Source organism: Pseudomonadota bacterium (genome assembly GCA_039196715.1).
In the GTDB taxonomy this organism is placed as follows: domain Bacteria; phylum Pseudomonadota; class Gammaproteobacteria; order CALCKW01; family CALCKW01; genus CALCKW01.
Map to the genome: position 1 here is coordinate 23,986 of JBCCUP010000020.1, position 13,578 is coordinate 37,563.

Annotated in this window: 14 protein-coding genes; 6 read left to right on the forward strand and 8 right to left on the reverse strand. The window is 66.9% G+C overall.

Going from position 1 to position 13,578, the window contains the following annotated elements:
* The first annotated feature begins 15 nt into the window (after window positions 1–15).
* The 3 genes from AAGA11_09270 to AAGA11_09280 all read left to right on the forward strand — a co-directional run bounded on the left by AAGA11_09270 (window position 16) and on the right by AAGA11_09280 (window position 3,113).
* Window positions 16–951, forward strand: coding sequence for a LysR family transcriptional regulator (locus AAGA11_09270; protein ID MEM9603040.1), 936 nt, complete (start codon window positions 16–18; stop codon window positions 949–951).
* A 124-nt stretch (window positions 952–1,075) separates the two neighbouring features.
* The gene (locus tag AAGA11_09275) at window positions 1,076–1,885 is read left to right on the forward strand and encodes a siderophore-interacting protein (protein MEM9603041.1); all 810 of its coding nucleotides are present in this window, start codon (window positions 1,076–1,078) and stop codon (window positions 1,883–1,885) included.
* 76 nt (window positions 1,886–1,961) lie between these two features.
* Window positions 1,962–3,113 carry an aminotransferase class V-fold PLP-dependent enzyme gene (locus AAGA11_09280; protein MEM9603042.1) on the forward strand — a complete coding sequence of 384 codons (1,152 nt, stop codon included), beginning with the start codon at window positions 1,962–1,964 and terminating at the stop codon, window positions 3,111–3,113.
* Between the two features lie 153 nt (window positions 3,114–3,266).
* Here the strand turns inward: AAGA11_09280 and AAGA11_09285 are convergent, their stop codons facing one another.
* Window positions 3,267–3,803 (reverse strand): peroxiredoxin-like family protein, encoded by a 537-nt coding sequence (locus AAGA11_09285; GenBank protein MEM9603043.1) that lies wholly within the window; start codon window positions 3,801–3,803, stop codon window positions 3,267–3,269.
* 93 nt (window positions 3,804–3,896) lie between these two features.
* Here AAGA11_09285 and AAGA11_09290 point away from each other — a divergent pair, with 93 nt between their 5' ends.
* Together AAGA11_09290 and AAGA11_09295 are read left to right on the forward strand one after the other, a co-directional pair.
* Window positions 3,897–4,670, forward strand: coding sequence for an AraC family transcriptional regulator (locus AAGA11_09290; protein MEM9603044.1), 774 nt, complete (start codon window positions 3,897–3,899; stop codon window positions 4,668–4,670).
* Complete coding sequence (locus tag AAGA11_09295) at window positions 4,667–5,878, forward strand: cytochrome P450 (protein ID MEM9603045.1); 1,212 nt, start codon at window positions 4,667–4,669, stop codon at window positions 5,876–5,878. Before AAGA11_09290 ends, AAGA11_09295 begins: the two co-directional genes overlap by 4 nt.
* Window positions 5,879–5,921: 43 nt before the next feature.
* Here AAGA11_09295 and AAGA11_09300 read toward each other — a convergent pair whose 3' ends face one another.
* The 7 genes from AAGA11_09300 to AAGA11_09330 all read right to left on the reverse strand — a co-directional run bounded on the left by AAGA11_09300 (window position 5,922) and on the right by AAGA11_09330 (window position 13,296).
* Window positions 5,922–6,698 (reverse strand): methyltransferase domain-containing protein, encoded by a 777-nt coding sequence (locus tag AAGA11_09300; protein MEM9603046.1) that lies wholly within the window; start codon window positions 6,696–6,698, stop codon window positions 5,922–5,924.
* A gap of 16 nt (window positions 6,699–6,714) precedes the next feature.
* Entirely contained in the window at window positions 6,715–7,908 is a 1,194-nt protein-coding gene (locus AAGA11_09305; GenBank protein MEM9603047.1) for a fatty acid desaturase, read from the reverse strand.
* Between the two features lie 81 nt (window positions 7,909–7,989).
* Entirely contained in the window at window positions 7,990–8,976 is a 987-nt protein-coding gene (locus tag AAGA11_09310) for a glycerophosphodiester phosphodiesterase family protein (protein MEM9603048.1), read from the reverse strand.
* Complete coding sequence (locus AAGA11_09315; GenBank protein ID MEM9603049.1) at window positions 8,973–9,656, reverse strand: TetR/AcrR family transcriptional regulator; 684 nt, start codon at window positions 9,654–9,656, stop codon at window positions 8,973–8,975. Before AAGA11_09315 ends, AAGA11_09310 begins: the two co-directional genes overlap by 4 nt.
* Complete coding sequence (locus AAGA11_09320) at window positions 9,653–10,933, reverse strand: alpha/beta fold hydrolase (protein ID MEM9603050.1); 1,281 nt, start codon at window positions 10,931–10,933, stop codon at window positions 9,653–9,655. The genes AAGA11_09315 and AAGA11_09320 overlap by 4 nt, the downstream gene beginning before the upstream one ends.
* A 3-nt stretch (window positions 10,934–10,936) precedes the next feature.
* Complete coding sequence (locus AAGA11_09325) at window positions 10,937–12,253, reverse strand: acyl-CoA dehydrogenase family protein (protein ID MEM9603051.1); 1,317 nt, start codon at window positions 12,251–12,253, stop codon at window positions 10,937–10,939.
* Entirely contained in the window at window positions 12,250–13,296 is a 1,047-nt protein-coding gene (locus tag AAGA11_09330; GenBank protein MEM9603052.1) for a peptidase M29, read from the reverse strand. The genes AAGA11_09325 and AAGA11_09330 overlap by 4 nt, the downstream gene beginning before the upstream one ends.
* 143 nt (window positions 13,297–13,439) lie before the next feature.
* On the opposite strand from AAGA11_09330, the gene AAGA11_09335 reads away from it, so the two are divergent.
* Entirely contained in the window at window positions 13,440–13,577 is a 138-nt protein-coding gene (locus AAGA11_09335) for a GDCCVxC domain-containing (seleno)protein (protein ID MEM9603053.1), read from the forward strand.
* The last annotated feature ends 1 nt before the right edge of the window (window position 13,578 follow it).

Below are 13,578 nucleotides of genomic sequence, written 5' to 3' on the forward strand. Positions count from 1 at the left end.
GCTAAAATTGGAATCATGAATTCCGTTAATGAAACGATTACGGCGGCTGCCACGCCCGACCTCACCCGGGTCCAGTCTTTTTGTGCGGTTGCTCACGCCGGCACTCTGGCTGTCGCGGCCACGGCAACGGGGCGCAGCCCGGCGACGCTGAGCCGACACGTCTCGGCCCTGGAGTCCGAACTCGCGGTGAGCCTGTTCGAACGGCGCGGCGACGGCATGGCGTTGACCGAGACGGGCGTGCGGTTGCTGGAGTACGCCGACGCCATCGCGGCCGCCGGTCACCGTTTTGCGGCAGCGGCGTCGGGTCAACAGGACAGCTTGTCCGGTACGGTGCGACTCACTGCCAGTCGCGGTGTTGCCGCCGGGCTGTTACCCCCGGTGCTGGCGGCGTTGCGCACGGCCCAGCCTGACATCGAGATCGAGCTCGTGGTCACCGACGCCACCGCGAACCTGTTGCAGCGCGAGGCAGACATCGCGGTGCGCATGTTTCGACCCGAGCAGGCGAACCTCATCACCCGTCACCTCGGTGTGCTCGAGTTCGGTGCCTTTGCCTCGCACGCGTACCTGTCGGAGCGCGGTGAGCCCGGGTCGCTCGCCGCGTTGGCGGACCACGACCTGATCGGCGACGACCGCGACGACCAGATCCGCACGAGCCTCGAAGCGCTGGGCGTGCCCGTCCGACGCGAGATGTTCCGTGTGCGCTGCGACGACAGCGCGACGTCCTGGGCCCTGGTGCTGGCCGGATGCGGGATCGGGCTGACGCACGTGCGCCGCGGCCGGGATGAGCCTCGCGTCCGGCAAGTGCTGAGCGCGGTGCCGCCGCTCACCATGCCGGTGTGGTTGACGTCCCACAGCGAGCTGCGCACCAGCGCTCGGGTCCGTGTGGTGTTCGATTTTCTCGCCACAACACTTGCCGGTCAGCTGAAACCGGCGGGTGGGCTGTGCCGTTGAATGGCCGCCGGCATGCGCGACTGTTCGCAAAAGCCGAATACGCTGTTCGGTCGTGATGCGCTTGTGAATGCGATCGGCGGCACCCACTCTACTGTCTCAATTCGGGAGATATGGCATGAGCGTAATGAAGCGTGTAGGCGATGCGGTCAAGCGGCGAGTGGCCGGGCGCGGTCCGCGCATCCTGACCGTGAAAGCGTCGCAGTACCTGACGCCGAACATGATCCGTGTGACTTTCGCAGGTCCGGAACTGACGGGAATCCCCGCTGGCTGTGAAGGCGGCAACTGCAAACTGCTGATTCCGGCAGCGGACGAGCCGCGCGACGCGTTCGTTGCACGCGTCTCCGACGGGCCGGCCCCGGTTCGGCGGACGTACACCGTGCGCCATTTTCGCGAGGACGCACTCGAACTCGACATCGACTTCGTTGCGCACGGGGACAACGGACCGGCATCGCGGTGGGCAAGTCAGGCCACAGCCGGTGACTTTCTCGGTTTCATGGGGCCCAGCGGGCCCAAGGTCACGCATTTTGAAGCCGATTGGTACCTCGTTGCGGCCGATCCATCGGCGCTTCCGGTGGCGGCGGCGACCTTGGAGGCAATGCCACGTGACGCGAAAGGCGTTGCCATCTTCGAAGTCACTGCCGCGGAGGACGAGCAGACAATCGATGCGCCCGCAGGCGTGGAGATTCATTGGCTGGTGCACCCGGATCCGCAGGTGCATTCGACCCAGCAGGAAGACTTGATCCGCAACCTGCCCCGGCCGACAGGTCGCGTGCAGACCTGTGTTGCGGGCGAGTCGGGTGTGATCAAGTCGCTGCGCGGTTTCCTGCGCGATGAGCTCGGTGTTTCCCGCGAGGATCAGTATCTGTCGGGGTACTGGAAAATCGGTTTGGTCGAAGACGAGCACCAGGCATTCAAGCGCGCCGAGTCGGGCTGAGCCGCACGCCGGCACCGGCCTGGTGATCTCGGGCGTTTGCTATGCTCCACAGCCTCGCCCACGACCCGAGCACCGCATGCCCGTCCCCGCGCTGATTCCCGCCAGCGAATTCCATGGCCTCGACGGGGTCGCCCACTTCGCCACCGGCGGCGAGGCACCCACCTTGCGGTCGCACGCGGTAGCCTTGCAGCAGTTCCTGTTCGACAAGAGCCAGGGCGAGCCCGCGCGCGGGCTGCAGCACGCGGTGTTCGAGGCGGCGCGGGCGAAATGCGCCCGACTCTTCAAGGTGCCGAACGACGAGCTCACCTTCCTGTCCTCGGCAACCGAGGGCATCAACGTGCTCTGCTATGCGCTCGACTGGCGCGCCGGTGACAACGTCGTGGTCACCGACGTCGAGTTCCCGTCCGACATCCTGCCCTGGACCACCTTGCAAGCCCGCGGCGTGGAGGTGCGTGTGGTTCGCCACACCGCGTGGCTCATCGAGGAAGACGCGCTGCTTGCCCAGGTCGACGCGCGCACACGGGTCGTTGCGCTCAGCCAGGTGAGCATGTTCACGGGCCAACGCATGGACATCGCCTACCTGTCCGAACGCATCCGAGCCACGGGCGCCCTCTTTCTTGTCGACGCCACACACGCGGCCGGTGTGGTGCCGGTGGACGCCTCGCTTGCGGACATCACGGTGTCAAGTTGCTACAAGTGGCTGCTCGGCACCCACGGCACGGCCGTGTTCTGCTGGAACCGCGCGCGCCTGCCCGAGTTGCAACCGCCCTTTCTCGGCTGGGCCAGCGTGGCCACGAGCGGCGGTTGGCAATCGCCACTCGACTTCAGCCTGCCAACCACGGCCGACCGCTTCCTGCCGGCCAACCCGGCTTACGTCAGCCTGTACATGCTGAACAACGCACTCGACGCGCTGCTCGCACTCGGCGAAGCGCGTATCGAAGCCCACTCACTGGCGCTCGGCGCCGCCATTCGCGCGGGCCTCGAACCCCTTGGTCTCGAGCTCATGACACCCGCCGAAGACCCCCGGCGCGCCGGCAACACCTGCTTCATGGTCGAACACGTCGAGCGCCTGCGGGCGGATCTTGCCGCGCGCGGTGTGCAGGTCTGGGGGGCCTACGGCCAGTTCGGACGGGTTCGGATCTCGGCGCACGTGCACAACGAGAGTGCCGATGTCGACAGACTGTTGACAGCCTTGCACGCCTACTTCGATGGGGATCCGCGCGACTGACCGTGTTGTGCCGTTCGGGTTCGGAACGCGAAGTTCGGTACGCGCAGCCCGCGTCATGCTGCCCGGGACGCGCAGTCCGACGTCCACGTGGGCCGTCGCACGGGCCGGGCGCGAACGGACCGGGCGTCCGTTCGCGCCGCTCGGCGTCGAAAGCTACACCGGGCCGGTGTACTCACCGCGTGCCGGGTAGTTGTTCGGAATGGCGAAGTCCAGTGCTCCGACCAACTCGGAGAAGTGGGGGCGCACGAACGGCATGGTTTGCACCGATCCGTAATACAAGGCGCGATCCGGGCTGACGAGGAACAGGCCAGGCTCCGAAAACAGGGCCGGCTCCTCGATGCCGATGGAGGTCTTGCCGCGCGACGTCGAGATGTAGAGGCCCCACTCGCGCGCCTTCTCCAGTGACAGGCCGTAGCCGATGCGCATCTTGCTGGCGTTGATGTTGTCTGCCATCGCCTGGGCGCGCTCTTCGCTGTCCGAGCTCACGGCGATCACGCCGACACCGCGCTCGGCGAAATCGTCGACCTTCTTTTCGAGTTCGGTCAGGTACTTCGCGCAGATCGGACAGTGAAGGCCGCGGTAGAAACACACGACCGTGCCGCGTTCGCTGGTTTCGTCGCTGAGGTTGAAGGCGCCGTGCGACAAGGTGTCGACAGCAAGTTCCGGTGTTTTCTGACGGGGAATGAGCATCCTGGGGTCTCCGATTGAAAGCTTGATGCGAACACTATCAGAGATTATGATCAAGAAATTACTGAATAATTGATCAAAACAATCGAATTCTGCATGGACAGACCGGACCGCCTCTCTGCACTGGTGTCGCGCTTTGCGCTCGATGTGCAGCCCACACCGTGCCCTGAGGCCAACCTCGTCGTCGTCGAGCACCGGTATGGGCCGGTGCGCTTGCGCGTGCTGTTCGCCCCGTCGGGCGACGCCGTTTCCGCCAGTCGGACGGCGTTGTGCGAGGGTGCGCGAACGGTGTTTTCCGCGCGCGCCTCGCTCGGCGGCGCGGGCAACCCGTTGACGCGTGCCCTGCCACCGTTGATCGAGCTGCCGATCGATGCGGACACCGAAATGCAAAGCCTGGTCAACTTGTTGGTGACCGAGAGCCGAGAGGGACGCTGCGGTGCCGGCTCGGTCGTCAACCGCCTGGGCGAGGTGCTGCTGGTGCGGCTGCTGCGCGCACTGCTGTCCGCTGGCAGCACCGACACCGGGTTGCTCGCGGGCCTGGCGGACCCCCGGCTCTGCCATGCCATTGTCGCGATCCATGAACGTCCCGGGCACGCGTGGCGTATCGATGACCTCGCTGCCGAGGCGGGCTTGTCCACCAGCCGCTTTGCCACGCGCTTCGTCGAACTCGTCGGCCAATCGCCGATGAGTTACTTGCGTCACTGGCGCATGGTACTCGCCCGTCAGGACATCGAACGGGGCGATCGGGTGCAGACGGTGGCGGGCCGGTACGGCTACGCCTCCACCGAAGCGCTGTCCCGCGCCTTCCGCAAGCACTATGGCCACAACCCGCTCGCCGTGCGTGGCGCACTGCCGCAGGTGAGCGTGTGAGCGCGTCTGCCACGCCGCCGGTGCCGTTTCTCGACCCGACGCGCCCGGACTTCTCCATGCGCTCGGACGCGGTGCGCGCAGCGCGTGAGCAAAGCTGGTACGCGACCACACCCTACGGTCTTGCGGTGTTGCAATACGACGCGGTCAAGGAACTCGTCAGACACCCTGCTCTGCGGCAGGGGTCCGGTCAATGGCCGGACCACAACCAGGCCGAAGGCGACTGGGCGCGCTGGTGGAAACGCAGCATGCTGAACAAGGAAGGTGAAGACCACGCCCGCCTGCGTCGGCTCGCGCAACCCGCGTTCGCGCCGCGTCAGGTCACGGCGCTGCGGCCCCGATTCGAGCGCCTGGCCACCACGCTCATCGATGACATTGTCGACCGCGGCCGGTGCGAGTTCATGGCTGACTTTGCCGAACCCTACGCCAGTCAGATTGTTTGTGAGCTGATCGGCATCGACACCGCGCAGTGGCGCGATGTCGCTGACCACGCAATCGACATGGGCTACGCCCTGAGCGTGAACTACAAACACGACGAGGCCCGCTCGGACGCTGCGCTGAACGCGCTCATGGCCATCGCAGGCGAACTGGTCGCTGAACGGCGGCGGGTACCGGCTGACGATTTCGTTGGCAGCCTGATCACCGCGCACGACGCACACGGTTCGCTCAGTGAGCAGGAAGTCCTCGACCTGATTGTGATCTCGATTTTCGGCGGGATCGACACGACCCGTGGCCAGATCGGTCTGGCGCTCGCCTGCTTCCTCGAGCACCCAGACCAGTGGGCGCTGCTCGGCAGCCGACCTGAACTCGCGCGCGCCGCCGTCGACGAGGTGATGCGCGTGCGGCCCACCACCACCTGGGTGAGTCGGGAGGCGACGGTGGATTTCCGCTACCGGGACCTCGCGATAGCGGCCGGCACCACGGTACACCTCTTCGCTGCGGCCTCGGGCACCGACCCGGCGTATTTCGAGGCGGGGTTCGACATCACGGCCACGCGTAAACCACACTTTGCGTTCGGCGGCGGCAAGCACCACTGCATCGGCTCGCCGGTGGCCCGGAGTGACATGATGGTGGCTCTCACCTGCCTGTCACAACGGCTTCATGCGCCGCGCCTCGCAGGCCCGGCGCGGTGGCTACCCGACAGTGGCAACACCGGACCGCTGAGCTTGCCGATTGCGTTCGATCGCGCGTGTTTTCACAACCCACAATGAGGCTCAACGGGCTGACGGTCGGCCTGTGCACAGCGCTGCCGTCTCAGCATTTGATTGCGCTCATGCAGTAGTAGCTCAGGGAGAAGAAAAAACGGCCACGGCGTGCGAGATCCACCTGTTCGTCGAACCAGGCCTGTGCTTCAGCGTCGGAGACGTGTCCGTTTTCCAGTGCATAGCGCGACATCAGGTGCATCAGCATGAACGCAATGCCGTCGGGCCGCAGGGTCACATCGCAGTAGGTGAAGGGCTCGATGGACACGGCCTTGAAGCCCGCGGAGCGGACCCACTCGGACCACTGTGCGGCGACGTTTGCCTCGGCGTAGTGGTGTTCCCACGCCAATTGAATGCGTCGCATCCGCGCGGTGTCCTCGCTGTACCAGTCGAGGGTGTTGCAGCCGGTGTCGACAGCGACGAAACGGCCACCCGGTCGCAAGATGCGATAGGCTTCGCGCACGGCGGATTCAATCCGTGTCAGGTACTCCAGCACCTGGACAGCAACCACCGTGTCCGCATCCTGATCGTCCAGCGGCAACGCGTCTGCTGATCCGGCAACGATGGACACGGTGGTGTGATGGCTGCACCGGTCCACGGCATGCGCCCGCATGGCGTCGCTTGGGTCAACACCGACTACGCGCCCCTGCTCGCCCACCGCCCTGGCGATCTCCTCGGTGAGTAGCCCGTTTCCACAGCCGACGTCAACCACCGTGTCGCCCACTGACAAGTGCATCGCGTCGAAAGCCATGCGTCGGCGGCGACTGACATCCGCGCCCTGGTAGGCAATTTCGAGGAGTTCGGTGGTTTTCGCGTCGAACTGCAACATCGTAGGGTGCCCCGGGTCAGTTGTGTGGTGTCGAGCGCAACCCGTGAGGTGCCAGGTCGCCCAGTGAAGCAAAGGCGTCACTCTCGGTGCCGGCCGTGTCCGCGTCGTGTGGCGGTGGAATCGGGGTGTCGTAGCTGTAGTTCGGATCGGTCTGTTGGCGTCGCCAGGTCTCGCGCATTTCCCGCCAGGCGCCGGTCAGGCTGCGCGGTTCGGGCATGTCCGGGGCGAGCTCGCGCGCCAGCGCGGGCAGGTTGTAGCACGGCACATTGGCGTACATGTGGTGCTCGGTGTGCCAGTTCATGTGCCAGTAGAGGAACGCAAGCACCGGGTTGATGCGGATCGACCGTGTGTTCTTGCGAAAGTCGGTGCTATTCTCCACAAGGCCGCAGTGCTGGGTCACACCGACGAGGTAACTGCCGATGTTGGCGGTGAACGCCGCAGTGGTCAGCAACAGCGGCACGATCCAGGCGCCGCTGAGCACCGAGACCACCAGCACCCCGCCGTGAAGCGCGAGCAGTGTGCGGGACCACAGCACCGATTGACGGCGCAGATCGGGCTGGTCGGCGTGCAGGGCCGCGAGCCACTCCTGACTCGGAGCCTCCTCGGCGCGCACCGGGCGGTCGAACGCGGCGCGAACCGTCAGGCGCACCGCACTGAAAAAGCCGCCCTTGCTGAAATTGCGCCCGGGTCGGGAGAAGAGGTTCACGGTGAGCAGCTGGACGACCAGACCGGGCCGCAGGCTCGGCGTGATGGGCAGGCGGTTCTCGCGGTCGGCTTCGGGGTGTGTGGTGTAACGGTGGTGGTAGGTGTGGCTGGCCGCGTAGTCGAACGGGTCCCACCAACTGATCGCACTGAACACGTAGAGGAAGACCCGGTTCAAGCGGCGGGACCGGAACACCGTACCGTGGCCGAGTTCGTGCGGCGCTGTGCCGGAGAAGAAACTCGCGACGAAGCCATGGCACCAGAGTGCCACCAGCATGGCCCACCACAGTTCGGCGGCCCAGCACGCCAGTGTCAACGCGGCGGTGGTGGCAAAGAGGCTGGCATGCCCGCCCGCCTGCCACCAGCCCTGCCGGTCGCTGCGTCTCGACAGCGCCCGCAAACGCGCCGGGTCGATCGGGCTGCGGTACCAGCGCGGTCGGAGTGTCGCCCGCACGGTGGCGAGTGGCGGGAACGACGTGCCCTGGTCAACTGGTGCCGATACGCTCACGGTGCATGCTCCGTCTGGTGACCCGAGCGGCGCCCGATCGGGTGCGCGCTCGGTGCCATGGTAGGCCGTTGCGTTGGCAAATCAAGTGGGGGGCTCAGTTGCACCTGTGGCCCGGGCGGGCCCGATGCGCTCGATTGTGTTGGTCCAGACGAAGCCGCCAAAGCCCGTCGGCACCCTGTCCAGGGTTGCCCTGTCGTCGATACCGCTTGAAAAGCCCGAGCCGTCGTACGGACCCCAGAGGATCAGCTCGCTGCCGGCGCGGCGCAGACGGGCCGTGAGCCGGTGTGGCCACCCCCACAGCATCGGCGCCATGTCGAGTGGAATGGCCAGCAGACGGTCGCGGCACGCCGGTGGCACCCAGCCGCTCCAGCCGACCAGCGCGTACAGGCCCCAGCAGCGTACGAGCACCCGCTTGTCAAATCCGCGCAAGCCTGGCACTAAAGCCAATGTTGCATTCACGGGTGGCCCGCCGCCGTACACCGCAAACGCCGTGGCTGCGCCGTCGAGCGCGTTGAGGCGTTTCGCGAGCTCCCTGCCTTCGCGCGCGTCGCGGCTCTTGAGGTTGATCAGGATCCGCCCCGGGAACCGCGCGAGCACGTCGTCGAGCCGTGGCATCAGCCCGACGCCCTGCCCGCGCAGCGGAAAGGTCTCGCCGTCTGCGGTGATCCGGAAGCCGAGGTCGAGCCGTGCGAGCGCGTCGAAGCGGTGTGAACGGGTCACGCCGTGGCCGTCGGTCTGGCAGTCGAGCGTCCAGTCGTGGAAAACCGCAAACACCCCGTCCACGGTGAGGTGCACATCGACCTCGACCACCGCCGCACCGGCCGCAAACGCGGCCTCCATCGACGGTACCGTGTTCTCGATGTAGCCGTGGGTGATGGGTTCGACCTGGCTTGCACGGCAGGTGTCGTTGCCGCGTTGCGTGCCGGTGTACACGTGGTGCACGCCCCGGTGCGCGATCAGCCGCAGAGGTGCCTCGGTGTCGACGGTGGTGAACACGCTGGTGTTGTTGAGCCAGAGCGCAGCGATCGCCGAGATACACACCACACTGGCGCGTGTGCATCGGGTCATCGTGCGGGTCGCCGGCGCGCCGGACCGGCGTCGATCAGCCTGGTCAGGGTGTCCAGCGCGGGTTTCGGCTCGCGTGCGTAGGCCGTCAGGAACACCCGCAAGCCGTTGTGGATATAGCGGGCGAGCGCGCGCTCCGTGAGGCGCACCTCCGGTCGGTAGAGCGCCTGGGTACGCGGTGCGGACAGGATCAGGCCCCAGAGGTCTTCGGCGGCCAGCTCGGCGTCGTCGAACACCAAGGCGCCGGCGTCGCGTTGCGCCTGCAGGTAGTCGACCAGGCCGGCGCGCACCGTGTCCGGGCCGACCGACTGGAAGAGTGCGCCGATGCCGGGTTGCCGTGCCGCTTCGCCGATGATCAAGCGTGCGAGCGACAGCATGTCCGGCCGCAACACGGCCTTGGCGTAGCGCCAGGCGAAGGCGTGCAGCACGGTCACCGTGTCGCGCCCCTCGACCTGGCTCAGCGGTGCAAGCATGCCCTCGCGCTCGGTGTCGAGCATCGCGGTGAACAGCGCCTGCTTGTTGCCAAAGTACTGGTAGAGCGTCGGTTTGGAGACACCGGCCTCACGCGCAATGGCATCCATGCTGGCGCCGTCGTAGCCCTGATCGGCGAACACCTGCAGGGCGGCGTCGAGGATGCGCCCGGCCTTGGCTTGTCGGTTCTGCTCGCGTCGCGACACGCTCATGCCGACGCGATGCCGCCGAGGAAGTCCCGAAGCTGTGCGGTGTAATCATCCGGCTGTTCGAGATTGCAGACATGGCCCGCGCCCGGCACCACCTCGAAGCGCACGCTGGCGTGCGCGGCGGCCCGCTCGATGCGGTCAGCCACACCGCGCAGCTCGTCAGGCGGCGCGAGCCGGTCGTGTTCGCCGGTCATCAGCAACACCGGCAGGTTGAGCGGCGCGAAATCGAAGCGCTCGGGCGGATTGGCAAAGCAGGTGATCGCGTCGCGGTAGCACGCCACCGAAATCGCCGCCATGGAATCGTGCAGCGCGCGCCGTGTGGCCGTGCTGGCGTGCGGACCGGCAATCAGGTCGACGACCTCGCCGGCGAAGTCGGCGGGCGTGCGGCCCGCGTCGAGCGGGGCCTGGCGGGCGCTGAGAAAACGGCCACGTTCGTCGGCGTCGGCCTCGGACAGGCCCGTGCACCCGCCCGAGAGCACGAGGCCCGCGAGCGCCTCCGGGTGTCGGTGGGCAAAGCTCGCGGCGAGCCAGGCACCGTAGGACAATCCGCAGAGCACGAGGCGCGTGCCACCGAGCGCCGCGTGCACGCGCGCGATGTCCTCGCAGTGGTCATCGACCGTGCTCTGCGCCTCACCGAGGGCACTCTCGCCGTACCCGCGCAGGTCGAGGGCGGCGCAGCGGGCCGGCAGCGGCGACAGCAGTTGCGGCTGCCAGTTGTGCCGTTGGCCGCCGATGCCGTGCAGAAAAAGGCACAGCGTGTCGCTGTCGGTGTCGTTGACCGTCACCGCCAATCGGGGCGATCCGTCGATGTGCACCGTGCGGGTCGTTGGCGGTGGGAGAGTCGCGCCAGTCTGCACAGGCGCCGGCGTGTCAGGCGCTGCCACCAACACTGCTACGCCGGCCTCGAAGACTGCGCGCGTGCCGGCCGCGATGGCCTCGACCCGATCCGGGCGGGCGTCGATCTCGGCGCGCCACACCACGCGGCAGCCGCCCTCTGTCAGCGGTGTGACGCGGAGACTGGCGCGGTAGGCCTCGAGGCCCTCGACACCGGCCAACAGCCGGTAACGGAGGCAGCGGTCGGTGTCGCTGAACCCGCTCAGGCGTTCGCGGTAGAGGCTGTCGTCGCCGTGCACGTGAAAGGCGCGCACCGTGCCGCCCTGCTCGGCCCGGACGGTTCGGATAGCCGGGTGCCAGTCGGACACGAACTGGCGCGCCGTGCGCCAGACGCGGTCGGCGTCGAGGGCACTCTGTCCCACCACCTCCACCCGTTGGCGTGCCACGGCTCAAGCCACCGACGGGGGCAGCAGCACATCGGCGTGGCCGCGCCACAATGAATTGCGGCTGGTGTCCGGGTCGCCCGGTGCGGTGTCGAGCTCGTCCAGGTCGTAGAGCGTCAGCACCGACAGGTAGTCTTCCATGATCTCCGAGGTGTACGGCAGCATGAGCGCGCCGCACCGGCTGTCGCGGTAGATGCGCTCGAGCGGCAACGACTTCAACATCGCCTGGCCGCCACAGGTGCGGATCGCCATCGCGGCGATCTCCTGCACGCCCTCCATGACGTTGTACTGGGCCGCGTACATGCGCAGGACCTGCGCTTTCGACGGAAAGCCCCGAGCCTCCATGAACGCCTGCCACCAGAGCGCGCGCACACTCGACAAACGGGCGTACATCTGGGCCACGGCCTGGCGCTTGGTGGCGTACAGGCGGCGGTCGGCCGGTGGCTGCCCCGGTACCTCGCCACGCAGGTAGGCGACGGTTAAATCGAACGCCGCCTGGGCCACCCCCATGTAAGTGGGCGAGAGCGTGGCCATCACGTGCGGCCAGTGTGGCAGTGTCTTGATGAAGATGCCGCGCGGCATCATCAGGTCGTCTTCGCTGACGAACACGTCTTTGAGCACGAGGTCGCGGCTGTGGGTGCCGCGCATGCCGAGCGGATCCCAGTCGCCCTGCACCGACAGACCGGGCGCGTCCTTGGGCACGACGAAGATCATGGTGTCCTCGTGCCGGGGTTCGACGCCCTCGACGTGCTCGGTGCACACGATCGAGTAGTAGTCGCAGTGGCCCGCGAGGCTTGCGAACTTCTTGAAACCGTTGATGCGCCACCCGCCCTCGACCTTCTCGCAGCGGGTTTGCGCGGGTTTGGAGGTCCAGTTCTGCCCGGCCTCGGAGATGGGTTGCGAGTAGATGCCCTGCTCCTCCACGGCACGCCTAAACTGCCGTTCGCGCAAGGGCGCAAAAGCCGCACGTTCGGCGTCCGTCAGGTGCGGCATCTCGTACATGAACCGCGACCACATCATCGACGAGTTGTGCATGTTGAAAGTCAGGGCGGTTGCGCCGCAGTACTTGCCGATCTCCGCACCGACCATGGCGTACTCACCGAGGCTGAAGCCGTGGCCGCCGAAGGCCTCCGGCACCGTGAGCGTCAGCAGGCCCTCGGCCGCGAGGTCACGGTAGTTGTCGACCGGGAAGCTCGCGTCGTCGTCGATCGCCTTGGCGCGCGGCGCGAAGCGCTCCGCGCCGAGGGTGTTGATGCGCTCGAGCACGGTTTGCACGTCGGGCCGAACGCGTGACAGGTCGTAGTAGTCCCCGATCTGGCTCACGCGAGCTCTCCCTGAAGGGCGCCGTCGACCACCACGGCGGTGCCGTCGAGAGTGATCGTACAACCGCGCATCGGCAGGTCGAAGTGCCCCTCGGTGAAACGGTCGGCGTACTGGTTTGCGCCGGTTGACCAGAGGAAGTTGCCGGCCCAGGCGCGGAACTCCACGGCCTGCATGTCGCGCTTGTCGTACAACGCACCAGACACCCAGCGCGCGTGCGGGTTCATGCCCCAGCCGACGTGCGAGAGGCCGTAGGCTTTGGGGTCATCCCAGGCGGCCATGTACTCGCGGAACAGCTTTGCATCGAGGCCGTCGCCGCGGATGCCGGTGACAAAGTCGTCTTCAATCGTGATGTCGATCGGGCTGGCGAGGTAGGTCTTGAAGGTGAGGTTCATGTCGCCAACGTCCATGACGATCCGGCCGTTGACGGTGCCCGGTCCGGGAAAGGCCAGGCACAGGCCGCCTGGCCAGTGCGCGACATGCCCGGGCGTGGTGCCGAAACCGGGGGTGCCACCACAGGGCGCGCCGCGGACGTCGATGAGGAGGTCGGTGCCGGCGGCGGAGGTGACACGCATCTCCGACGCGGCCTTCAGCATCTCGACACCCAGCGCGACCTTCGGGCCGAGCTCGGCGCGCGGCTCGGTGCGCTCGAGGATTTCGGGGTGCTCGTTGGTCACGACCAGGATGCGCGCACCGGCTGCCTCGACTTCGGGCCACTCGGGCGAGTGGATCATGCCCTCGACGGTGCAATCGACCACCACCTCACACTGTTTCATCGCCTCGATGGCAGCGCGGTTGTGGGCAATCGCGAGCGAGGTGCCGGTGCCTTTGACCGGCACCGGTGCGGTTTGCTCGGGCGTCGGCATGCAGAGCATGCAGAAGTTGGCGCCAAGGTCACAGAGCGCCAGCTCGGCGAGGTGCACCAGCACCGGCCGCGACTGCGTTTCGGACACCAGTGCCACGGTGGTGCCCTGCACGATGCCGTTCAGCGTAAACACGCGTCGAAACGACGCCAGCCATTTTCCCTCGACGCGTTCCTGCAGCACGGTCTGCGCTCCGTTCAAAACTTTACTATACAGTTTAGTTAAGCTTGACGCCAAAGGCCCAACCCGTGGCACGCAAAGCCGTGTGCGCTGTGGCACGGATCACCGAGGTGCGTCCGACGAGGAGCGATCCCGCTCCCCTCACGCTGTCCACGCTGCGGTGCCCGGACTGCGGACACCGGGCAGACGAGACCGTGCCGACCAACGCCTGCCCGTTTTTCACTGAGTGTGCTGGCTGTGGCACGGTGCTGATCCCCCTGCCCGACAACGGTTGCACGCGTTGAT

Bases quoted from the DNA above. Each gene is read 5' to 3' on its own strand.
- AAGA11_09290 (MEM9603044.1), top strand. From the start codon at position 3,897: ATGGACAGACCGGACCGCCTCTCTGCACTGGTGTCGCGCTTTGCGCTC.
- AAGA11_09275 (MEM9603041.1), top strand. From the start codon at position 1,076: ATGAAGCGTGTAGGCGATGCGGTCAAGCGGCGAGTGGCCGGGCGCGGT.
- AAGA11_09310 (MEM9603048.1), bottom strand. From the start codon at position 8,976: ATGACCCGATGCACACGCGCCAGTGTGGTGTGTATCTCGGCGATCGCT.
- AAGA11_09270 (MEM9603040.1), top strand. From the start codon at position 16: ATGAATTCCGTTAATGAAACGATTACGGCGGCTGCCACGCCCGACCTC.
- AAGA11_09280 (MEM9603042.1), top strand. From the start codon at position 1,962: ATGCCCGTCCCCGCGCTGATTCCCGCCAGCGAATTCCATGGCCTCGAC.
- AAGA11_09285 (MEM9603043.1), bottom strand. From the start codon at position 3,803: ATGCTCATTCCCCGTCAGAAAACACCGGAACTTGCTGTCGACACCTTG.
- AAGA11_09315 (MEM9603049.1), bottom strand. From the start codon at position 9,656: ATGAGCGTGTCGCGACGCGAGCAGAACCGACAAGCCAAGGCCGGGCGC.
- AAGA11_09300 (MEM9603046.1), bottom strand. From the start codon at position 6,698: ATGTTGCAGTTCGACGCGAAAACCACCGAACTCCTCGAAATTGCCTAC.